Here is a 21,723-nt window from a genome sequence, read left to right on the forward strand (position 1 = left end):
CTAAGGTGGGCGTTGGCACTGAACTGCGCATGTCGGGTGCGCCCTCCAAGGGATCTATCCCTGGACTTCGCGGACACGGTCAAATCAGTTGACGCCCTGCCAGTCGACCGTGAGCATCCCTCACTACTTCTCACCAGCGAGTCTCTGGCGCATTGCAGTTCGGTCACACGTGTCCCTCTCGGACGTCACACGCATACCAACTAGGCTGTCAATAATGCCTTGATCAGGCACAAAGACGTCACTAAGGTACACATGACCTGGCAGTGGTCGCATCCTGGGACAGGCCGGGCATGCGCTTTCAACTCCCGGCCGACCTGCGATGACGCCGTGGGATAGCCTTGACCGGGGCCTGTGCTCTCATGGACCACAGTGGTCAAGTGGCACCGCAGGCATCTCATTCACCCGTATCCAATAGAGTCCATGCCATGAGTCAGCCGGAATCCGCTATCGCGGACTCCCGGGCGGGCGACCGGGCGAGCGGCTCCTCCCCAAGTGGGAAGGAATCGCTGTCCGCGCTCGCCGAGCGCCACGGGTTGCGACGCGCCATCGCGCGTCCCAGTCTGCCCGTCTACCTGCGTCAATTGTGGGACAGACGGCACTTCGTCTTCACGTACGCCACGTCGCGTAACGTCTCGAAGTACTCCGACTCGGCACTCGGCCAGCTGTGGCAGGTGCTGACGCCGCTCCTGAACGCCGGGGTCTACTTCCTCATGTTCGGCGTGATCATGGGGCAGAAGGCGGACATCACTAACTACACCGCCTTCCTGATCACAGGCGTCTTCGTGTACTCGTACACGCAGCGGTCGGTCACCGGCGGCGCCAAGTCGATCTCCGGGAACCTCTCGCTGATCCGGGCGCTCCACTTCCCGAGGGCCGCGCTCCCTCTGGCGTACACCATCCAGGAGTTCCAGCAGCTGGCCATCTCGATGGGCGTGCTGGCCGTCATCGTGCTCGTCACGGGCGAGTCGCTGACCTGGCTGTGGCTGCTGGTCCCGTTCGCGCTGCTGCTCCAGACGATCTTCAACGTCGGGGTGAGCCTGCTCCTGGCGCGTGTCGGGGCGTTCGTCCGCGACATGAACCAACTGCTCCCGTTCATCCTGCGCACCTGGCTCTACACCTCGGGCGTCTTCTACAGCATCCCGGCCCGTATGAAGGGCGCCCCCGAATGGGCGCGCTTCCTGCTGGAGTTCAACCCTCCTTCGGTCTTCATCGATCTGATGCGCCACCTGATCCTCAGCACCTATCCCGAGGACCTCGCCAAGCATCATTTCCCCCACAGCAGCCTCCCCCAACTGTGGCTATACGCTGGCTTCTGGGCCGCGGTCGCGTTGATCGGCGGCTTCTGGTACTTCTGGCGGGCCGAGGAGAGGTATGGCCGTGGCTGAGCTGACCAAGGAGCTGTCACAGATGGCCCACCCGAACGAGGAGGCGGCGTCCCAGCCCGCAGCGGCACCGGTGGACGCGCCAGAGCCCGGCGCGCCGACGGTCATCGTCGACGGCCTCCACATCGTCTACCGCGTGTACGGCGCCGCCAGCGCGGCCGAGAAGGGCAACGCCGCGAACGCCCTCATGCGCATCATCCGGCGCCAGGGGCGGCCGCAGATGAAGGAGGTCCACGCCGTCAAGGGCGTCTCCTTCGTCGCCCGCCACGGCGACGCCATCGGCATCATCGGGCGCAACGGCTCCGGCAAGTCCACGCTGCTGCGGGCCATCGCCGGCCTGCTGCCGCCGCACAAGGGCTCGGTCTACACCGACGGCCAGCCCTCGCTGCTCGGCGTCAACGCCGCGCTGATGAAGGAGCTGACGGGCGAGCGCAACATCGTGCTCGGCTGCTACGCCATGGGCATGACCCCCGCCCAGGTCAGGGAGCGCTACGACGAGATCGTCGAGTTCTCCGGCATCGGCGAGTTCGTGCAGTTCCCGATGTCGACCTACTCCTCCGGCATGGGCGCCCGGCTCCGCTTCGCCATCGCCTCCGCCAAGGTCCACAACGTGCTGCTCATCGACGAGGCGCTCGCCACCGGCGACCGCGACTTCAAGCGCAAGAGCCAGGAGCGCATCCACCAGATGCGCGAGCAGGCCGGCACGGTGTTCCTGGTCGCCCACAACCTCGACGTCATCGAGGAGACCTGCAACCGCGTCATCTGGCTGCACAAGGGGCAGATCAAGATGGACGGCGACCCGGCGACGGTGCTCGCCGCCTACAACGCCTGATCGTCAGCCCGGGGATCAACGACGCTCTCCCGGGCCGCTGATCGTCTGACCCGCACGGCACGGGGCAAGATGGGGACGACCGAAATCGTCCTTCCATCGGAGGTCCATCGTGGCCAAGCAACCGCCGATTCCCTATGACTTCCTTCCCGAGGTCCCCTCGCTGACCGTCGAGAGCGACGACGTGAGCGACGGGCAGCGCATGTCGGACGACCACGTCTTCGACGACTGGGGCATGCAGGGGCGCAACCTGTCGCCTCACCTGCGCTGGTCCGGCGCGCCAGAGGGCACCAGGAGCTACGCCGTGACGTGCTTCGACCCCGACGCGCCGACCGGCAGCGGCTTCTGGCACTGGGTCCTGTTCGACATCCCCGCCGACGTGACCGAGCTCCCGACCGGCGCCGGCTCCGGCGACATGAAGGGGCTGCCCGAGGGCGCCGTCCACGGCCGCACCGACTACGGCACCCGCGCGTACGGGGGCGCCGCGCCGCCTCCCGGCACCCCGCACCGCTATCTGTTCGCCGTGCACGCGCTCGGGGTGGAGAAGCTCGGCCTCGAAGGCGACACGCCCTCGGCCGTCGTCGGCTTCAACATCACCGGCAACACCCTTGCCCGCGGCTACATCGCCCCCGTCTACGAGACCTGAGGCCGTTCCTGAGGCAGGGTGTCACTGGGCGGGCTAGACCGTACAGAAGTCCGAACACGCGGGGTGAATCTGCTGACACTTCGCACGGCGTTCCACTATGATTCGAACGAAGATTCGATCTGAGGGAAACCGTGATGGAGTGGGGGTGCGGGGTGCGAGAGCTGGCGAACGCGATCGATCACCTGTCCGCCGAGGACCCGTCGGACATTCCACGTGGCCTGCTCGCCGAGCAGCTCATCGAGCTGCACTGGCAGATGGCCCGCCTGCAGGCCCAGATCGCCCGCCGCACCTACGTGCGCGCTCCGGGCGCCTGACACCGAGTTCACCGTCCAACCGATATTCGCCCGTTTCTTCGCCCACCGTTCGAACACCGGGCCGGCCGACACTCCCGCCAGGGGGCGCCGGCCGGCCTTCCTCAGGCCGCTCAGCGGGCCACGAGGTCCTTCTCACCCAGCGTGGCGGGGTCGAAGGGGAACCGGTCGGCGAAGGCCGGCCGCAGGTCGCTGATCCACACCGCTTCGGGGTCGTAGTCCGCGAAGAACGGCCGCCCCACCAGGTCGGGGTCACGGGCCTGGATCAGGTGGAGCACGAAGACCTTCCGGCCGGCCACCTCGGTGACGCCGTCGACGCACACCTTCCCCGGCGTCGACGACATCGAGGGCCCCCGCACCGTGCGGCAGAGCCCGGAGACCCGCGCGTAGGCGTCACGGAAGATCTCGTACGCCCGGGCCAGCGGCACCGCGAAGTAGTCCTGCGGGCCCGTGTCGCGCTCGACGAACATGTAGTAGGGCACCATGCCCAGCGCGTGCTGGGTGCGCCACATGTCCGCCCACGTGTCCGCGTCATCGTTGATCGACCGGATCAGCGGCGCCTGGGTCCTGATCACCGCGCCCGTGTCCCTGATCGCGCGCACGGCGGTCTGGACGAGCTGGGAGTCCATCTCTCGGGGGTGCGAGAAGTGCGCCATGAAGGCGAGGTTCTTGCCCGACTCCGCCACGGCGGAGAACAGGCGCAGCGTCTCCGCCGCGTCCGGGTCGGTCACGAAGCGCCCGGGCCAGTACGCGAGCGACTTGGTGCCGATGCGTATCGACTCGAGCTGCTCCAGCGCGAGCAGCGGCTCGATGTACCTCCTGAGCACCGGGCCGCTCATGATCATCGGGTCGCCGCCCGTGAACAGCACGCTGGTGACCTTGGGATGCTCGCGCAGGTACCTCACCAGGCCCTCGACGTCGTCCGAGGCCATCTTCAGGTCCGGCTCGCCGACGAACTGCGCCCAGCGGAAGCAGTATGTGCAGTACGCGTGGCAGGTCTGTCCCTGCTTGGGGAAGAAGAGAACGGTCTCTGGGTACTTGTGCTGCATGCCCGGCACCGGCTCGCTGCCGGCCCTCGGGATGTTGAGCTCCATCTGCCCCGCCGGGTGCGGGTTCAGCCTCATCCGCACCGCGTTCGCGGCCACCTGGACCTCCCGGGCCGGCGCCTCCGCGCGGAGCAGTCCGGCGATGCGCGACACATCTTCCTCGGGGAGCATGTTCTCCTGCGGGAACACCAACCGGTATATCGGGTCGTCGGGGATGTCCGACCAGTCGATCAGCTCGTCGACGACGTACGCGTTGGTGCGGAAGGGCAGCACGGACGCCACCGCCCTGATGCGCAGTCGCGTCTCCGCGTCGAACTCGGCCCGCTTCAGAAGATCGTCCAGGTGTTTGGCCGTGTAGGCCCGGAATCCTCGCGTACCGGTCTGTGTAAGGGTCACTCGAGATTTTTCCTCTCTTGTGTGCTCTCCGGTAAACCTGATGCGCCTCTCACGCGTCTGTCGCTTTCTTTAACGGACGCGCCAGCGAGTCGGCTCGGTTCCGTGCGACCGAAAAGCCTTGGTAAAACCTTCCGGATATCGCGACATATCTTGAGTTGGGTTAGTCTGGCGTCGTGAGCTCCCTTACGCCTTTCGAGGCAGGCGACACAGCCCCGCGCGCAGCCGATACCGCGCAGCGCGCCTCCGACGCCGATCGTGATCGAGTGGCCGCCGTCATCGGCGAGGCGCTCGCGACCGGCCGTCTCACCAGCGTCGAGCACGCCGACCGGCTTGAGGCGACCTACTCAGCGGTTACCATCGGCGACCTGCTCCCGCTGACCCGCGACCTGCCCGAGGTCGGCGGCGCGCCCGCGTCGGCGTTCAGCGCCGAGCAGCAAGAGGTCACGGCGGTGTTCAGCAAGGTCATCCGGGGTGGCCGCTGGGTCGCAGGGCGCCACACCGTGCTGCGCTCGACCTTCGGAGCGCTGATCATCGACCTCTCCGACGCCGTGCTCCCGGGCCGCGAGGTCACCCTTGAGCTTAACTCGTTCTGCGGGAAGCTCATCGTCCGCGTGCCCGGCAACGCGCGCGTGATCGACGAGGGCAGCGCGATCTTCTCCAAGCGCCACGTCTCCGGCGGCGAGCAGGGCGGCGACCCGAACGGCCCCCTCATCCGCGTGACGGGCAAGGCGACGTTCGGCAAGGTCGTGGTCTCGCGCGGGGCCGCCGACTGGCACTGGCCCTGGCGCGCACAGTAGTCCACCCGGCCACCTACGATGCGGGACACACACTCATTCCGTACGAGGTGACCGCTTGGACGGCATTCCGCCGATAGCCCTTGACGCCATGGGAGGCGACCACGCTCCTGGCGAGATCGTGGCGGGAGCCGTACGGGCCGTACGGGAGCACGGGGTGCCCATCGTCCTCGTCGGCGCGCCCCCCGCCATCTCCGAGGCGCTCGCCGAGCTGGGGGCGACCGGGGAGATCCCCATCGTGCGCGCGGAGGAGACCCTCACCATGGACGAGGGCGCCCTCGCCAGCCTGCGCCGTCCCCGCTCCAGCATCGCCGTTGCCTGCCACCTCGTACGCCGCGGCGACGCGTCCGCGGTCGTGTCCGCAGGATCCACGGCCGGGGTGGTGGCGACGGGCAAGCTCCGCCTGCGGGCCCAGCAGGGCGTGCTCCGGCCGGCGATCGCCGTCCCCCTCCCGACCAGGCCACATCCCACCGTGCTGCTGGACGCGGGCGCGACCGCCGACGTCAAGCCGGAGATCCTGGTGCAGTTCGCCCACCTCGGCGCGGCGTACGCCGAGACGGCCCTCGCCATCGAGCGGCCACGTGTGGGACTGCTCACGATCGGCGGGGAGGCCGAGAAGGGCAACAAGCTCGCCAAGCGCGCCCACGAGCTCCTCTCCGCCTCCCCCGGCCTGAACTTCACGGGCAACGTCGAGGGCCACGACCTGCTGAACAGCGTGGTGGACGTCATCGTCACCGACGGATTCACCGGAAACGTCGCGCTCAAGACGATGGAGGGCAGCGTCCGCTACGCGTTCACCGAGCTGCGCGAGACGCTGGAGGGCGGCCGCCTGGCGCGGTTCGGGGCGCTCTTCCAGCGGGGGCGGCTGCGCGAGCTGCGCAGGCGGCTCGACCCCGAGGCATACGGCGGCGCGGTCCTGCTCGGCCTCAACGGCACCGTGGTCATCGCCCACGGCTCCTCGACGGCCAAGGGCGTCGCGGCGGCCTGCGTGCTCGCCTCGACCCTCGCCCGCCAGGGCGCCGTCGGCCACGTCGGCGAGCGCATCGCGGCCACCCACAGGTCGCATCGCCTCTGGTGACGGTCATCCCCTGTCACCTGGGCCACACCCGCCCCGGGTGGCCGAAAATCCACGTTCGGTGCTGATGATCAGCAGATATCCTTGGGGCATGACCGACCCGCAGCTCGTGCTCACCGAGCGGGTCCAGCAAGCGCTGGGCACCGCGTTCGGCCCGGAGTACGCAGGCGCCGACCCGCTGATCCGGCCCTCTCAGTTCGCCGACTACCAGGCGAACGTGGCACTGAGCCTGGCCAAGCGGCTGCGACGAGCGCCACGGGAGGTCGCCCAGGCCATCGCCGACGCGCTCGGCACCGGCGACGTCTTCCAAAGCGTCGAGGTCAGCGGGCCCGGCTTCCTCAACATCACCCTGAACGACGGCTGGATCGCCTCCCAGGCCCTGCGCACCCTTGAGGACCCCCGCGGCGGCGTCGGGCTGACCACGCCCCCGCAGACCGTCGTCGTCGACTACTCCGCGCCCAACGCCGCCAAGGAGATGCACGTCGGGCACCTCCGCACCACCATCGTCGGCGACTCGCTGGTCCGCATGCTTGAGCACCTCGGCAACCGCGTCGTCCGGCAGAACCACCTGGGCGACTGGGGTACGCCGTTCGGCATGCTCATCGAGCACCTGCTCGACATCGGCGAGGCCAACGCCATCGCCCGGCTGGAAGCCGGCGAGGGCAGCGAGTACTACCAGGAGGCGCGGGGCAAGTTCGACGCGGATGCGGCGTTCAAGGAGCGCTCGCGCCGGCGCGTGGCGACCCTCCAGGCCGAGGAGCCCGAGACGATCCGGCTCTGGCACCTGTTCATGGACGCCACGATCCGCTACTTCAACAAGGTCTACTCCACGCTGGGCGTCACGCTGACCGACAGCGACATCGCCGGCGAGAGCATGTACAACCCCATGCTCGTCGAGACCTGCGCCGACCTCGAGTCCTCCGGGGTAGCGGTGATGAGCGAGGGCGCGCTGTGCGTGTTCCCGCCCGGCTTCAAGGGCAGCGACGACAAGCCGCTGCCCCTGATCATCCGCAAGAGCGACGGCGGTTACGGCTACGCCACCACCGACCTCGCCGCCATCCGCTACCGCGTGCGCGACGTCAAGGCCGACCGCATCCTGTACGTCGTTGGCACCGACCAGGCGCTCCACTTCCAGATGGTCTTCGCCGCCGCGCGCCAGGCGGGCTGGCTGACCGACGACGTGTCCGCCGAGCACATCCAGATCGGCATGATGCTGGGCTCGGACGGCCGCAGGTTCAAGACCCGCTCCGGCCAGTCCGTCAAGCTCACAGACCTGCTCGACGAGGCCGTCGACCGCGCCTCGGCCGCCATCGCCGAGCGCGGCTACGACGAGGCGACCCGCTCCGAGATCGCCCGCACGGTCGGCATGGGCGCCGTGAAGTACGCCGACCTGTCGGTCAGCCACGACAGCGAGTACATCTTCGACTACGACCGCATGCTGGCGTTCACCGGCAACACCGGGCCGTACATGCAGTACGCCACGGCCCGCATCCGCTCGATCTTCCGCAAGGGCGGCGTCGACCCGGCCGAGGTGACCGGGCCGATCATCCTGGGCGAGCCGGCCGAGCGCGATCTGGCGCTCCAGCTCCTGGGCTTCGGCGCCGTGATCGAGCACGCCGCGGCCACGGCCGAGCCGCACCGGGTCTGCGCCTACCTCTTCGAGACCGCGAGCGCGTTCACCACGTTCTACGAGAAGTGCCCGGTGCTGCGGGACGACGTCGCCCCGGAGACCAGGGCCTCGCGTCTGGCGCTGTGCGCGCTGAGCTTGCGCGTGCTGCAGACCGGTCTCAACCTCCTCGGCGTCCCTGTCCCCGACCGCATGTGACCACACTGGTCCGGCCGCTTCCGATCGCGGCCGGACCAAGTTCCTCGCCCCCGTCGGCGTGCCTGCCGTACACCCTCGCGCCCAAAGAACTAACCTGGGCGCGGTCATGGGAGTGCCCGCCGAACCCTCGCCTCCGGGGGCCTTCCTCACGCCTTCGGGGAGCTGCCCGCCTTGAGCATGGATCTGACCGCGAACCCCGGCGTCCCCGGGTCCGCGGAGCCGACGAAGCCACAGCGTCACGCCGAAGGGCCTCCAGAGCGGCCAGAACGCGACGGCGACGTCTCGGAGCTGCGGCGGTACGCCGAGGCCCTGTTCACCCACCTCGCGGCCGACGGCACAGTGCCCGAGCCGCCCCCGAACACCCTCGACGTGCCCGGATACTGGCTCGCCCCCGCCACCGAGGCCCTCGTACTGATCCTTTCCGGTGAGGACTCCCTGGATCCGCTCGCCCGCGCGGCCCAGCTCGACGAGGCCGCCACCGCGCTGTTCCTGTGCCTGTCGCTCGCCGTGAGCGGGCACGGCGACCGCGTCCACGCCTCCTGGCTCGGCACCGCGTTCGGCGACCTGTCGACCGACCAGCCGGTCACCCCAGGTCAGCGCGCCCTCTGGGCGGCCGCCGCCCGTGGCGCGTACGGGCCGGCGGGCAAGATCTTCGTACTTCGCAAGCTCGACGCCGCGGCCGTGCCCTCGACCGCGGAGCCCGACCGCTGGCTGCGCGCCCTCGTCCCGGCCGAGACCTCCGTCGCCGTGTCACCCGCGCTCGGCGCCCTGCCGTCCCTCGCCGAGGTGCCGTCGCTCGCCGAGCCCGTCCAGGCGGCGGCCCGGCTGTCCCGCCTGCTCGAACGCTGCACCGAGATCACCTCCACCCGCCCGTCCGCGATCCCCCGGTCCGAGACCTCCGGCCCGTGGCCGGACGCAGAGCCGCTGACCGTGCTGCGGTCACTCATCGGGTCAGAGGAGCCGGGCCCGATGGGCTCGCTGACGGGGCACCTGCTCGACGACGTCCAGTCGGGGTCCGACCCGCACCTGGCGGCGATCGCCTTCCACGTGGCCGCGCCCGTCGTGCGCTCGGCCGCCGACGAGCTCGCGCGGGCCACCCAGGTCGCGCCGCCCACCGAGATCACCGTGCCGATCCTCGGGCACGACGTCACGCTCCGGCCCGAGGGCCCGGACGCGGGCTCACTGGCGGCGGCCGAGGAGCGTGTGAGGGCCGAGGGCGCCGCGCGCGGGTCCGGGCGCTGGCTCGCGTACGGGCCGGCGTTGCTTCCGATCGTCGCGCTGGTGCTCGCGTTCACGGTCTCCGAGCTGTTCGCCATCGCCGCGCTGGTCCTCGGGGGGATCGTCGGCTACCTGCTGTGGCGCCTCAACAGCCGCGAGCAGGCCGAGGCGCGGCGCGTCGAGGCCGAGGTGGCGCAGCTGCGCGAGCAGGCCGACCAGGCGGTGTGGGCATTACACGACTACGCCCGCGAGGCCGCCCAGCGGTCCGAGACCGCGGCCGCGAACCTCTCGGCACTCACCCGCCTGCTCCGCCGAGGCCCGGCGGTCGCCGACCAGCGGTGACCACCACCTGCTCGACCTCTTCCTCCGGCAGCTCGCCGAGGCCGCTCTGATCGCTCCGATCGCCCCGGTCTCGGAGCGTACGGTGCGCGAGCAGCAGGGCCAGCACGCCGTGCATGAACAAGACCGTGAACGCGCGCGTCTGCGGGGCGGTGAGGCCGGGTATCTCCACGCCCGGGAACTGCGGCGCCAGAGCCACCCAGAACCACGGAGAACGGGCAACCGAGCGGCGGTCGATCGCGGTGGCGGCGAGCGGCAGAAGGATCACCAGCGAGTAGTGCCCGAACGCCGGGGTGAAGACCAGGAACACCGTGAGCATGATCATGCTCGCGGTCTCGGCCAGCCTCAGCTCCAGGGACCGGCCTCCCCGGAGACGCTCCCAGGCGCCGGCTTGGCCGCTCACCGGAACGGAACGGTCCAGAGGGACGGCGTCGTCGGGCAGGCGCCAGCGCGCCCAGGCGAGCAGCAGGCCCGCGACCGCCACCACGCCCCTGATCGCCAGGGTGAGGTCGCCGCCCGCGCCCAACCTGGGCAGGATCGAGGCCAGCGACGCGTCGTACGGCTTCGCGTACTCGTCCTGCCCGTGGAGCAGGAACGGCAGCGTGTCGGATAGGAACCTCCCCGGCTCGGGGGTGAGCGGCAGGGAGAGCAGCACCAGAACCCCGGGGACGGCGACGAGCGTGACGAGCGCCCGGCGCCGCCCGGCGAACAGGAAGAGCAGCGCGAGCGGCACGAGCATGGGTTTCAGCGCGATGGACACCCCCGCGACGGCCGCGGCGGCGGTCCAGCGGTTCCGCGCGCACAGCAGCAGCGCCGCGGGCAGCGCGACCACCGCGACCACGCTCCAGTTGCCCACGGCGAGCAGGCTGCGGTAGCCGAAGAGGAGGGCGATGGCGGCCATCCCGAGCAGCCCCAGGCGACTGCCCACCCGCACCCCGCAGAGCGCCAGAGCCAGCGACCATCCCGCCAGCGTGAGCACCGCCAGGACGAACGGGAACACCAGGCGGATCGTCTGATCGTCGAGCCAGGTCTCGGCGAGCGCCGCGACCGCGCTGCTCGGCAGGTAGAGGAAGCGTTCGTCGGCGTACGGGGAGTGCCCGCTCAGCAGGGCTCGGGCGGCCTTCACGACGTACCCGTTGTCCTGCATCGCGCTGCCCCTGCGGATGACCCCGGCGGCGGGGAGCATGAGCACCACGGCCGCGGCGATCCGCGCGGGCAAGGACGCCTGGGTCATCAACCACGAACTGAGTCCGTGGTCCGGGCTCTGACCCTGGCCTTCGTCCGAGCCGCCGGCGGAGCCGTGGCCGTGGTGGCTAGGTGGTCGAGATCTCGACGTCGGCAGGGGCCAGCAGGAAGACCTTGTCGGCGATCCGCTCAATGCGTCCCTCGCAGCCATACGTCAGGCCGGCGGCGAAATCGACCATTCGCGTCGCCTCGGCCATGGACATCCCCGCGACGTCCATGATGACGGCCTGGCCCTCCCTGAAGTGCTCTCCCACGGTAAGCGCGTCGGAATACTTCCGCGGGCGGATCATGATGATCCGTGCGGGATCCCCACCCGACCCCCAGCGCCTGGCGGCCCGTTCCGACGCGGGCATGTACTCATCCTCGTACTCGTCGTAGTCGTAGGGCTCGTCGTGCTGATCCCCATCGCCCAGGCCAAGGTAGCTCACCACCCTGCGCACTGCCCCCATCGGCTGTCCTTTCCGCGAGAACCGGCCAGTTTCGCCGTGCCCCGACACAAATGACCGTAACTCACGTATCGGCTGGGGCCGCGCGACACGCCCACGTAGTTTTGATTCTGCACGGTTTTCGCTGGTGTTTCGACCGGTTATCTGGGGGTGGATAGGATCGTCGGCATGCGTATCTTCACCGTCGATTCGTTCACCGATCAGGCCTTCAAGGGTAACCCGGCGGCCGTCTGCCTGCTGGACTCTCCGAGATCCGACGAGTGGATGCAGGCGCTGGCCAGCGAGATGCGACACTCCGAAACGGCCTACGTCGAGCACCAGGGCGAGGGCCGGCCGCGCTCCCTGCGGTGGTTCACCCCGGCCGTCGAGGTGGCCCTGTGCGGGCACGCCACGCTCGCCTCCGCGCACGTCCTATATACGACCGGCGAGGCCTCCGGCTCGATCGAGTTTTCTACAAAGAGTGGAATTCTGACCACTAATCAGCTTGATCACGGTCGTATTTCGATGGATTTCCCGTCATATCTTCCGGAGGAGATTACCGCTCCGGCGACGCTGATCAAGGCCCTCGGGGTGTCTCCCGCGTGGGTGGGAATGGGCCGCATGGACCTGCTGGTGGAGGTCGAGTCCGAGGAGGTCGTCCGCGATCTGGCCCCCGACATCAACGCCCTCACCGCGCTCGACGCGCGGGCCGTGTGCGTAACCGCCCGCGCCGCCTCAGGTGACGTCGACTACGTCTCGCGGTTCTTCGCGCCCAACGCCGGCGTTCCCGAGGACCCCGTGACCGGCTCAGCTCACTGCATGCTCGGGCCCTACTGGTCGGCGAAGCTCGGCCGGGAGGCTCTCGTGGGGGCGCAGCTGTCGCAGCGAGGCGGCATCGTGCACACCACGGTCCGCGGCGAACGCACCGAGATCGGGGGAACCGCCGTCACCATCTGGTCGGGGGAGTTGCACGTCTGAGCCTGCTCCGGCCTCCGACGGCTGGGCGCGCAGACTCGGCTTCTCCAACGCTTCGGCACACACACCCTGTCTCTCCGACGCGTCGGCGCATGCGGAAAGGGCTCATATCCCCGACGCTCCGGCAGGCAGGCAGGCAGCCAAAAGGCCTATAACGCAGGAAAGCCATCCACAAAGTGGATGGCTTTCCTACCAACACAATATTTGTCCGGCGGTGTCCTACTCTCCCACACCGTCCCCGGTGCAGTACCATCGGCGCTGGAAAGCTTAACTTCCGGGTTCGGAATGTAACCGGGTGTTTCCCTTCCGCTATGACCGCCGTAACCCCTTGAAACACACAACCAGGGTCACCCCAGCTTGTTGTTTCTGAGTTACATAGTGGACGCGAGCAAAACGCTTTGTGGTCAAGTCCTCGGCCTATTAGTACCGGTCAGCTCCACACCTCACGATGCTTCCACCTCCGGCCTATCAACCCAGTCGTCTCCTGGGAGCCTTACCCTGTTTCCAGGTGGGAGACCTCATCTCAAGGCAGGCTTCCCGCTTAGATGCTTTCAGCGGTTATCCCTCCCGAACGTAGCCAACCAGCCGTGCTCTTGGCAGAACAACTGGCACACCAGAGGTTCGTCCGTCCCGGTCCTCTCGTACTAGGGACAGCCCCTTTCAAGTCTCCTGCGCGCGCAGCGGATAGGGACCGAACTGTCTCGCGACGTTCTAAACCCAGCTCGCGTACCGCTTTAATGGGCGAACAGCCCAACCCTTGGGACCTACTCCAGCCCCAGGATGCGACGAGCCGACATCGAGGTGCCAAACCATCCCGTCGATATGGACTCTTGGGGAAGATCAGCCTGTTATCCCCGGGGTACCTTTTAGCCGTTGAGCGACGGCGCTTCCACATGCCACCGCCGGATCACTAGTCCCAGCTTTCGCTCCTGCTCGACCTGTCGGTCTCACAGTCAAGCCCCCTTGTGCACTTACACTCAACACCTGATTGCCAACCAGGCTGAGGGAACCTTTGGGCGCCTCCGTTACCCTTTAGGAGGCAACCGCCCCAGTTAAACTACCCACCAGACACTGTCCCCCACCCGGATACACGGGCGCGGGTTAGACATCCAAAACGACCAGAGTGGTATTTCACCAATGACTCCACCCGAACTAGCGTCCGAGCTTCACCGTCTCCCACCTATCCTACACAAGCCGTCCCAAACACCAATGTCAAGCTGTAGTGAAGGTCCCGGGGTCTTTCCGTCCTGCTGCGCGTAACGAGCATCTTTACTCGTAGTGCAATTTCGCCGGGTCTGTGGTTGAGACAGCGGGGAAGTCGTTACGCCATTCGTGCAGGTCGGAACTTACCCGACAAGGAATTTCGCTACCTTAGGATGGTTATAGTTACCACCGCCGTTTACCGGCGCTTAAGTTCTCAGCTTCGCACGCCCGAAAGCGCACTAACCGGTCCCCTTAACGTTCCGGCACCGGGCAGGCGTCAGTCCGTATACATCGTCTTACGACTTCGCACGGACCTGTGTTTTTAGTAAACAGTCGCTTCCCCCTGGCCACTGCGACCCCCACCAGCTCCGAGTGCAAGACTCATCACCAGCAAGGGTCCCCCTTCTCCCGAAGTTACGGGGGCAATTTGCCGAGTTCCTTAACCACAGTTCACCCGATCGCCTTGGTATTCTCTACCTGACCACCTGAGTCGGTTTAGGGTACGGGCCGCCGGCACACTCACTAGAGGCTTTTCTCGGCAGCATGGGATCACCCACTTCACCACAATCGGCTCGGCATCACATCTCACCCTACGTGTGGCACGGATTTACCTATGCCACGGGCTACATGCTTACCCCAGGAACAACCATCGCCTGGGATGGGCTACCCTCCTGCGTCACCCCATCGCTTACCTACTACCAGATCAGGCCAGGCGTTCAGCCTCACCAAGTCCCGAAGGACAACAGGGGCTTAAGGACCCTTAGTATCACTGGATTCGATATGGGCGCGTGCTAGCGGGTACGGGAATATCAACCCGTTGTCCATCGACTACGCCTGTCGGCCTCGCCTTAGGTCCCGACTTACCCTGGGCGGATTAGCCTAGCCCAGGAACCCTTGGTCATCCGGCGCAGAAGTTTCTCACTTCTGATTCGCTACTCATGCCTGCATTCTCACTCGCACGGCCTCCACAACTCGATCACTCGGCTGCTTCGCCGGCCGCACGACGCTCCCCTACCCATCCACACACCTAGATGCGACTCACATCACACCGGGCTTAACGCGTGAATGCCACGACTTCGGCGGTGTACTTGAGCCCCGCTACATTGTCGGCGCGGAATCACTTGACCAGTGAGCTATTACGCACTCTTTCAAGGATGGCTGCTTCTAAGCCAACCTCCTGGTTGTCACTGCGACTCCACATCCTTTCCCACTTAGCACACGCTTAGGGGCCTTAGTCGGTGGTCTGGGCTGTTTCCCTCTCGACTACGGAGCTTATCCCCCGCAGTCTCACTGCCACGCTCTCACTTACCGGCATTCGGAGTTTGGCTGACGTCAGTAACCCGGTAAGGCCCATCAGCCATCCAGTGCTCTACCTCCGGCAAGAAACACGTGACGCTGCACCTAAATGCATTTCGGGGAGAACCAGCTATCACGGAGTTTGATTGGCCTTTCACCCCTACACACAGGTCATCCCCCAGGTTTTCAACCCTGGTGGGTTCGGTCCTCCACACGGTCTTACCCGCGCTTCAACCTGCCCATGCGTAGATCACTCCGCTTCGGGTCTACAGCATGCGACTCAAACGCCCTATTCAGACTCGCTTTCGCTACGGCTCCCCCACACGGGTTAACCTCGCCACACACCATAACTCGCAGGCTCATTCTTCAAAAGGCACGCAGTCACATCACGGACAAGGCAAGCCTCGTCCAAGCTCCTACGGCTTGTAGGCACACGGTTTCAGGTACTATTTCACGACCCCTCACCGGGGCGCTTTTCACCTTTCCCTCACGGTACTTGTTCACTATCGGTCATCAGGGAGTATTTAGGCTTACCAGGTGGTCCTGGCAGATTCACACAGGATTCCTCGAGCCCCGTGCTACTTGGGATCCCCTCAAACAGTCCAACCAGTTTCGCCTACCCGACTCTCACGGTCTACGGCGCAACTTCCCAGAAGCTTCGACTACCAGCTGGATTTATCACTGTTCGTGGCCTCGGCAGAAACCACAAGAGGGTCCCACAACCCCACACACGCAACACCTGCCGGCTATCACACGCGCATGGTTTAGCCTCATCCGCTTTCGCTCACCACTACTCACGGAATCACTATTGTTTTCTCTTCCTACGGGTACTGAGATGTTTCACTTCCCCGCGTTACCACCAACCGCCCTATACATTCAGACGGCGGCAACACCACATGACTGGTGCTAGGTTTCCCCATTCGGACATCCCCGGATCAACGTCTGGTTGGCGACTCCCCGAGGCTTAACGCAGCCTCCCACGTCCTTCATCGGCTCCTGATGCCAAGGCATCCACCGTGTGCCCTAAAAAACTTGGCCACAAAGATGCTCGCGTCCACTATGCAATTCACAAACAACAAACAGGCCACCAACCCCACCCACCACCAGACACCCACACCACCAACCCGAAAGACACAACATCTCTCAAGCCACGATGCGAACCGGTATGACGGAAGGCTGGCCCCGCAAACAAGGAAACAACGACCCCACAAGCAACGAGACCGCCACCACGATCAACGACCATGGCAAGCAACCGGTCAACCCGGTCGCGGCGGCCCCGCGCGTTGGCCCGTTTCCTCAGGACCCAACAGTGTGTTCGAACCACCCGAACCCCCACGACAGCGTTCCCACTCCGCAACCCCCCTCACAAGGAGGAGACTCACGGCGGTACCAGCCGCCGGGACGACCCCGACGATCCGACTAGCCAGTGCTCCACTAATGAGCTGCCGCAGGTGAGACGTTCGCTCACAACCACGACGTAGACCCCGAACCCCTCCACCAGGAGGTGTCCACGGCCGGTGCTCCTTAGAAAGGAGGTGATCCAGCCGCACCTTCCGGTACGGCTACCTTGTTACGACTTCGTCCCAATCGCCAGCCCCACCTTCGACCGCTCCCCCCAGCAAGCTGGTTGGGCCACGGGCTTCGGGTGTTGCCGACTTTCGTGACGTGACGGGCGGTGTGTACAAGGCCCGGGAACGTATTCACCGCAGCGTTGCTGATCTGCGATTACTAGCGACTCCGACTTCATGGGGTCGAGTTGCAGACCCCAATCCGAACTGAGACCGGCTTTTAGGGATTCGCTCCACCTCACGGCATCGCAACCCTCTGTACCGGCCATTGTAGCATGTTTGCAGCCCAAGACATAAGGGGCATGATGACTTGACGTCATCCCCACCTTCCTCCGAGTTGACCCCGGCAGTCTCCCATGAGTCCCCACCACCCCAAAGGGCGTGCTGGCAACATGGAACAAGGGTTGCGCTCGTTGCGGGACTTAACCCAACATCTCACGACACGAGCTGACGACAGCCATGCACCACCTGTCACCCAGTCCGAAGAGGGCTCTGTCTCCAGAGCTTTCCGGGCGATGTCAAGCCTTGGTAAGGTTCTTCGCGTTGCGTCGAATTAAGCAACATGCTCCGCCGCTTGTGCGGGCCCCCGTCAATTCCTTTGAGTTTTAGCCTTGCGGCCGTACTCCCCAGGCGGGGCGCTTAATGCGTTAGCTACGGCACGGAATCCGTGGAAGGACCCCACACCTAGCGCCCAACGTTTACAGCGTGGACTACCAGGGTATCTAATCCTGTTCGCTCCCCACGCTTTCGCTCCTCAGCGTCAGGTAAGGCCCAGCAAGCCGCCTTCGCCACCGGTGTTCCTCCTGATATCTGCGCATTTCACCGCTACACCAGGAATTCCGCTTGCCCCTACCTACCTCTAGCCAGCCCGTATCCACCGCAGACCCACAGTTAAGCCATGGGCTTTCACGGCAGACGCGACAAGCCACCTACGAGCTCTTTACGCCCAATAATTCCGGACAACGCTTGCGCCCTACGTATTACCGCGGCTGCTGGCACGTAGTTAGCCGGCGCTTCTTCTGCAGGTACACGTCAACTTCGTCCCTGCTGAAAGAGGTTTACAACCCGAAGGCCGTCATCCCCCACGCGGCGTCGCTGCGTCAGGCTTTCGCCCATTGCGCAATATTCCCCACTGCTGCCTCCCGTAGGAGTCTGGGCCGTGTCTCAGTCCCAGTGTGGCCGGTCGCCCTCTCAGGCCGGCTACCCGTCGTCGCCTTGGTAGGCCACTACCCCACCAACAAGCTGATAGGCCGCGAGTCCATCCCCAACCGAAAAAACTTTCCACCAGCACCCGATGCCAAGGCTGGTCGTATCCGGTATTAGACCCAGTTTCCCGGGCTTATCCCAAAGTCAGGGGCAGGTTACTCACGTGTTACTCACCCGTTCGCCGCTCGAGTACCCCGAAGGGCCTTTCCGCTCGACTTGCATGTGTTAAGCACGCCGCCAGCGTTCGTCCTGAGCCAGGATCAAACTCTCCAAACAATGTCTGAAGAAATCCCGGCGAACACCACACACACATGTGCGATGTCAACCAAAGGAAACCATCCCCACACACCCACAAAGGCGCATGGAAGACGGAGGTATGCATATTCATGCACTGGCTTTTAACACACTGTTGAGTTCTCAAGAAACGGACGCGTACACCATCACCCGAACCCACCACGTGGACCCGAACTCCGGGGCTTCCATCTCGTATGTCTTCATCTTACAAGGCCGTTTGACCGGGAGCAAACCGCGCCTTTGCAGGCACTTGACTTCCAGCCACCCGAACCCACTAGGATTCAGACCGCCCCGTCTCCAGGGCAACCCCTCTAACTTACCCGATGAGACCGGGTAGTGCAAGTCCCGATTTCAGACCTTCGAAGTTCAAGGGGATGCGGTCACCACAGGCACGTGCCCACGCCAGATCGCCGAGGCGAAGGTTTGGGGTTGTGCCGGGCGATGCCGACAACAGAAGATTAGCAGCCTTCGCGGGCGCCGACGCACAGTCCGGCTTCACAGACCCGCGTCACGCCAGTTGGGCGGCCAAGCCCTCGCCATAGACTCGGCGACGTGAGCAGCGACACGCCTCCCGTGGCGAAGAAGGTTCCGGCCGAACGCACTCATCACGGCGACACCGTGATCGACGACTACGCCTGGCTGGCCGACAAGGACAACCCGGACACGGTCTCCTACCTGGAGGCGGAGAACGCCTTCACACAGGGCGAGACCGAACACCTCCAGGACCTCCGGGAGACCATCTTCCAGGAGATCAAGGGCCGCACCCTGGAGACGGATCTCTCCGTCCCCACCCGCAAGGGCGGCTGGTGGTACTACTCCCGCACCGAGGAGGGCAAGCAGTACGGCATCCAGTGCCGCCTCCTGGCGACGGGCGACACCCCTCCCGAGCTCAAGCCGGGAGTGGCGCTGGAGGGTGAGCAGGTCCTGCTCGACGGCAACAAACTGGCCGGCGACAGCCCGTTCTTCGCGATCGGCACCTCGTCCATCAGCTCGGACGGCACCACTCTCGCCTACTCCACCGACTTCAGCGGCAACGAGCGCTTCACGCTGCGGTTCAAGAACCTCGAGAGCGGCGAGATCCTGGCCGACGAGATCCCTGGCATCTTCTACGGCGGCGCCTGGTCGGCCGACGGCTCGGCGTTCTTCTACACGACCATCGACGAGGCGTGGCGCCCGTACCGCGTCTACCGCCACATCATCGGCACCCCCGCCGACGATGACGTGCTGGTCTACGAGGAGACCGACGAGCGCTTCTGGGTCGGCATCGGCCTCACCCGGAGCGAGCGCTACCTGGTGCTCGGCGCGGGAAGCAAGATCACCAGTGAGGTCCGCATCCTCGACGCCGACTACCCAACCGGGGAGTTCACCGTCGTGCGGCCCCGCCAGACCGGTGTCGAGTACTCCGTCGACCACGCGGGCGACCGCTTCCTCGTCCTGCACAACGAGGGCGCCGAGAACTTCGAGCTGGCCACCGCGCCCATCGACGACACCGCCGCGTGGACGCCGCTGATCCCGCACCGCGAGGACACCCGGCTGCTCGACGTCGACGCGTTCTCCGACCACGTGGTCGTCCACTTCCGCCGCGACGGCCTCACCGGCATCCGCGTGCTGCCGTCGGACGGCGAGCCGTACGAGATCTCGTTCCCCGAGCCCATCCACACCGCGGAGCCCGCGGGGAACCCGGAGTTCCACACCGGCAGGCTGCGGCTGGCGTACGCCTCGATGGTGACGCCGCCCTCGGTGTACGACTACGACCTCACCAGGCGCGAGCTCATCCTCCTGAAGCGCCGGCCGGTTCTCGGCGGGTACGAGCCCGGCGACTACGAGCAGTTCCGCGAGTGGGCGGTCGCGGAGGACGGCACGAGGATCCCGATCTCCATCGTCGTGAAGAAGGGCACCGCGCGGCCCGCGCCGACGGTGCTGTACGGCTACGGCAGCTACGAGACCTCGATCGACCCGTCGTTCTCCGTGGCGCGGCTCAGCCTGCTCGACCGCGGCCTGGTCTTCGCGATCGCCCACGTCAGGGGCGGCGGCGAGATGGGCAGGCGGTGGTACGAGGAGGGCAAGCTCACCCGCAAGAAGAACACCTTCAGCGACTTCGTGGCCGCCGGCCGGCATCTGAAGGAGTCCGGCTGGTCGAGCGACGTCGTCGCGAGGGGTGGTTCGGCCGGTGGCCTGCTGATGGGCGCGGTGACGAACCTCGCGCCCGAGGCGTTCGCGGGCGTGGTGGCCGAGGTGCCGTTCGTGGACGCGCTCAACACGATCCTCGACCCGTCGCTGCCGCTGACGGTCATCGAGTGGGACGAGTGGGGCGACCCGCTGCACAACGCCGACGTCTACGAGTACATGAAGTCGTACACCCCATACGAGAACATCGATGATCGGGTATATCCTCCGATCCTCGCGATCACCAGCCTCAACGACACCCGGGTGCTGTACCACGAGCCCGCGAAGTGGATCGCCCGGCTCCGCGCCACCGCGGGCGGTGGGCCCTTCCTCCTGAAGACGGAGATGGGCGCCGGTCACGGAGGCAGGAGCGGGCGGTACGACGCGTGGCACGAGGAGGCGTTCACCTTGTCGTGGATCCTCGACCGGGTCGGCGCGGGAAAGACCGAAGACACAGGAGACACGAAGTGACGTACTCGGCATCGAACGACCGCTACGAGAGGCAGCCTTACAACCGGACCGGCAGGAGCGGGCTCAAGCTGCCCGCGGTGTCGCTCGGGCTGTGGCACAACTTCGGAGACGACAAGCCGATCGACACCCAGCGAGCCACGCTGCGCAGGGCCTTCGACCTGGGCGTGACCCACTTCGACCTCGCCAACAACTACGGCCCGCCGCCCGGCTCCGCCGAGACGAACTTCGGCCAGATCTTCGCCCAGGACTTCCGCCCGTACCGCGACGAGCTGATCATCTCCAGCAAGGCCGGGTACGACATGTGGCCCGGCCCGTACGGCGAGTGGGGCTCGCGCAAGTACGTCCTGGCCAGCCTCGACCAGTCGCTCTCGCGCATGGGGCTCGACTACGTCGACATCTTCTACAGCCACCGGCCCGACCCCGAGACCCCGCTCGAGGAGACGATGGGGGCGCTCGACACCGCCGTGCGGTCCGGCCGCGCCCTGTACGCGGGCATCTCGAACTACACGCCCGAGCAGACCAGGGAGGCGGCCAGGATCCTGCGTGAGATGGGCACGCCGCTGCTCATCCACCAGCCGCGCTACTCGATGTTCGACCGCTGGGTCGAGGACGGGCTGCTCGACGTGCTGGAGGAGGAGGGCGTCGGCTGCATCCCGTTCTCGCCGCTGGCGCAGGGCGTGCTGACCGACCGGTACCTCAAGGGCGTCCCCGAGGACTCCCGCGCGGCCCAGGAGCGGTTCCTGCGGCCGAGCCAGCTCACCGACGAGGTGCTCCAGCGGGTGCGCACGCTGAACGAGATCGCCTCCGGCCGTGGCCAGTCCCTCGCGCAGATGGCCCTCGCGTGGGTGCTGCGCGACTCGCGGATCACCTCGGTGCTGATCGGCGCCAGCAGCGTCAAGCAGCTGGAGGACAACATCGCGGCCGTCGACAAGCTGGGCTTCTCGTCCGACGAGCTCGCCGCGATCGAGAAGGAGATCGCGCAGCCGGGCACGCCGATCGTCTAGCCCCGCGAG

Annotated in this window: 14 protein-coding genes and 3 rRNA genes; 11 read left to right on the forward strand and 6 right to left on the reverse strand. The window is 66.3% G+C overall.

Annotated elements, in window-relative coordinates:
• The first annotated feature begins 425 nt into the window (after window positions 1-425).
• From OG589_RS34240 to OG589_RS34255, 4 genes are all read left to right on the forward strand, one after another.
• Window positions 426-1,385 carry an ABC transporter permease gene (locus OG589_RS34240; RefSeq protein WP_405142304.1) on the forward strand — a complete coding sequence of 320 codons (960 nt, stop codon included), beginning with the start codon at window positions 426-428 and terminating at the stop codon, window positions 1,383-1,385.
• Window positions 1,372-2,214, forward strand: coding sequence for an ABC transporter ATP-binding protein (locus tag OG589_RS34245; RefSeq protein WP_405142306.1), 843 nt, complete (start codon window positions 1,372-1,374; stop codon window positions 2,212-2,214). Before OG589_RS34240 ends, OG589_RS34245 begins: the two co-directional genes overlap by 14 nt.
• 109 nt (window positions 2,215-2,323) lie before the next feature.
• A complete protein-coding gene (locus tag OG589_RS34250) occupies window positions 2,324-2,857 on the forward strand; it encodes a YbhB/YbcL family Raf kinase inhibitor-like protein (protein ID WP_405142308.1) in 534 nt (177 codons plus the stop codon).
• A gap of 134 nt (window positions 2,858-2,991) precedes the next feature.
• Window positions 2,992-3,171: a hypothetical protein gene (locus OG589_RS34255; protein ID WP_358558168.1), complete on the forward strand. Its 180-nt coding sequence runs from the start codon at window positions 2,992-2,994 to the stop codon at window positions 3,169-3,171.
• Window positions 3,172-3,281: 110 nt separating this feature from the next.
• Here the strand turns inward: OG589_RS34255 and OG589_RS34260 are convergent, their stop codons facing one another.
• Window positions 3,282-4,610 (reverse strand): KamA family radical SAM protein, encoded by a 1,329-nt coding sequence (locus tag OG589_RS34260; RefSeq protein ID WP_405142309.1) that lies wholly within the window; start codon window positions 4,608-4,610, stop codon window positions 3,282-3,284.
• Between the two features lie 173 nt (window positions 4,611-4,783).
• Between OG589_RS34260 and OG589_RS34265 the strand changes: the two genes are divergently transcribed.
• The 4 genes from OG589_RS34265 (at window position 4,784) to OG589_RS34280 (ending at window position 9,864) form a co-directional block, all read left to right on the forward strand.
• Window positions 4,784-5,407 carry a DUF1707 domain-containing protein gene (locus tag OG589_RS34265; RefSeq protein ID WP_405142310.1) on the forward strand — a complete coding sequence of 208 codons (624 nt, stop codon included), beginning with the start codon at window positions 4,784-4,786 and terminating at the stop codon, window positions 5,405-5,407.
• Window positions 5,408-5,462: 55 nt separating this feature from the next.
• Window positions 5,463-6,482: a phosphate acyltransferase PlsX gene (gene plsX, locus OG589_RS34270; RefSeq protein ID WP_405142312.1), complete on the forward strand. Its 1,020-nt coding sequence runs from the start codon at window positions 5,463-5,465 to the stop codon at window positions 6,480-6,482.
• 88 nt (window positions 6,483-6,570) lie between these two features.
• Window positions 6,571-8,304, forward strand: a complete 1,734-nt coding sequence (gene argS / locus OG589_RS34275) for an arginine--tRNA ligase (RefSeq protein ID WP_405142313.1) — start codon at window positions 6,571-6,573, stop codon at window positions 8,302-8,304.
• A 177-nt stretch (window positions 8,305-8,481) separates the two neighbouring features.
• Window positions 8,482-9,864, forward strand: coding sequence for a hypothetical protein (locus OG589_RS34280; protein WP_405152187.1), 1,383 nt, complete (start codon window positions 8,482-8,484; stop codon window positions 9,862-9,864).
• Here OG589_RS34280 and OG589_RS34285 read toward each other — a convergent pair.
• Complete coding sequence (locus OG589_RS34285; RefSeq protein ID WP_405142314.1) at window positions 9,818-11,095, reverse strand: glycosyltransferase family 87 protein; 1,278 nt, start codon at window positions 11,093-11,095, stop codon at window positions 9,818-9,820. The genes OG589_RS34280 and OG589_RS34285 overlap by 47 nt on opposite strands.
• 79 nt (window positions 11,096-11,174) lie before the next feature.
• On the reverse strand, window positions 11,175-11,555 hold the full coding sequence (locus OG589_RS34290) for a cell division protein SepF (protein WP_405142315.1): 381 nt from the start codon (window positions 11,553-11,555) through the stop codon (window positions 11,175-11,177).
• A 165-nt stretch (window positions 11,556-11,720) separates the two neighbouring features.
• Between OG589_RS34290 and OG589_RS34295 the strand changes: the two genes are divergently transcribed.
• Window positions 11,721-12,509, forward strand: a complete 789-nt coding sequence (locus OG589_RS34295; RefSeq protein WP_405142317.1) for a PhzF family phenazine biosynthesis protein — start codon at window positions 11,721-11,723, stop codon at window positions 12,507-12,509.
• A 203-nt stretch (window positions 12,510-12,712) separates the two neighbouring features.
• On the opposite strand, the gene rrf is transcribed toward OG589_RS34295, so the two are convergent.
• From rrf to OG589_RS34310, 3 genes are all read right to left on the reverse strand, one after another.
• Window positions 12,713-12,829, reverse strand: a 5S ribosomal RNA gene (gene rrf, locus OG589_RS34300).
• A gap of 77 nt (window positions 12,830-12,906) precedes the next feature.
• A 23S ribosomal RNA gene (locus OG589_RS34305) occupies window positions 12,907-16,043 on the reverse strand.
• Between the two features lie 490 nt (window positions 16,044-16,533).
• Window positions 16,534-18,055 (reverse strand): 16S ribosomal RNA (locus OG589_RS34310).
• Together the 16S, 23S and 5S rRNA genes form the textbook arrangement of a ribosomal RNA operon.
• Before the next feature lie 570 nt (window positions 18,056-18,625).
• On the opposite strand from OG589_RS34310, the gene OG589_RS34315 reads away from it, so the two are divergent.
• Both OG589_RS34315 and mgrA read left to right on the forward strand, forming a co-directional pair.
• Entirely contained in the window at window positions 18,626-20,710 is a 2,085-nt protein-coding gene (locus OG589_RS34315; RefSeq protein WP_405142319.1) for a S9 family peptidase, read from the forward strand.
• Window positions 20,707-21,714 carry an L-glyceraldehyde 3-phosphate reductase gene (mgrA, locus tag OG589_RS34320; protein ID WP_405142321.1) on the forward strand — a complete coding sequence of 336 codons (1,008 nt, stop codon included), beginning with the start codon at window positions 20,707-20,709 and terminating at the stop codon, window positions 21,712-21,714. The genes OG589_RS34315 and mgrA overlap by 4 nt, the downstream gene beginning before the upstream one ends.
• Window positions 21,715-21,723 lie beyond the last annotated feature (9 nt).

Source organism: Sphaerisporangium sp. NBC_01403 (assembly GCF_045040145.1).
Taxonomy (GTDB): Bacteria; Actinomycetota; Actinomycetes; order Streptosporangiales; family Streptosporangiaceae; genus Sphaerisporangium; species Sphaerisporangium viridialbum.

Excerpts from the sequence above, each read along its gene's own strand:
- OG589_RS34240 (WP_405142304.1), top strand. The coding sequence starts at position 426 with ATGAGTCAGCCGGAATCCGCTATCGCGGACTCCCGGGCGGGCGACCGG.
- OG589_RS34245 (WP_405142306.1), top strand. The coding sequence starts at position 1,372 with ATGGCCGTGGCTGAGCTGACCAAGGAGCTGTCACAGATGGCCCACCCG.
- OG589_RS34255 (WP_358558168.1), top strand. The coding sequence starts at position 2,992 with ATGGAGTGGGGGTGCGGGGTGCGAGAGCTGGCGAACGCGATCGATCAC.
- argS (WP_405142313.1), top strand. The coding sequence starts at position 6,571 with ATGACCGACCCGCAGCTCGTGCTCACCGAGCGGGTCCAGCAAGCGCTG.
- OG589_RS34280 (WP_405152187.1), top strand. The coding sequence starts at position 8,482 with ATGGATCTGACCGCGAACCCCGGCGTCCCCGGGTCCGCGGAGCCGACG.
- OG589_RS34285 (WP_405142314.1), bottom strand. The coding sequence starts at position 11,095 with ATGACCCAGGCGTCCTTGCCCGCGCGGATCGCCGCGGCCGTGGTGCTC.
- OG589_RS34290 (WP_405142315.1), bottom strand. The coding sequence starts at position 11,555 with ATGGGGGCAGTGCGCAGGGTGGTGAGCTACCTTGGCCTGGGCGATGGG.
- OG589_RS34295 (WP_405142317.1), top strand. The coding sequence starts at position 11,721 with ATGCGTATCTTCACCGTCGATTCGTTCACCGATCAGGCCTTCAAGGGT.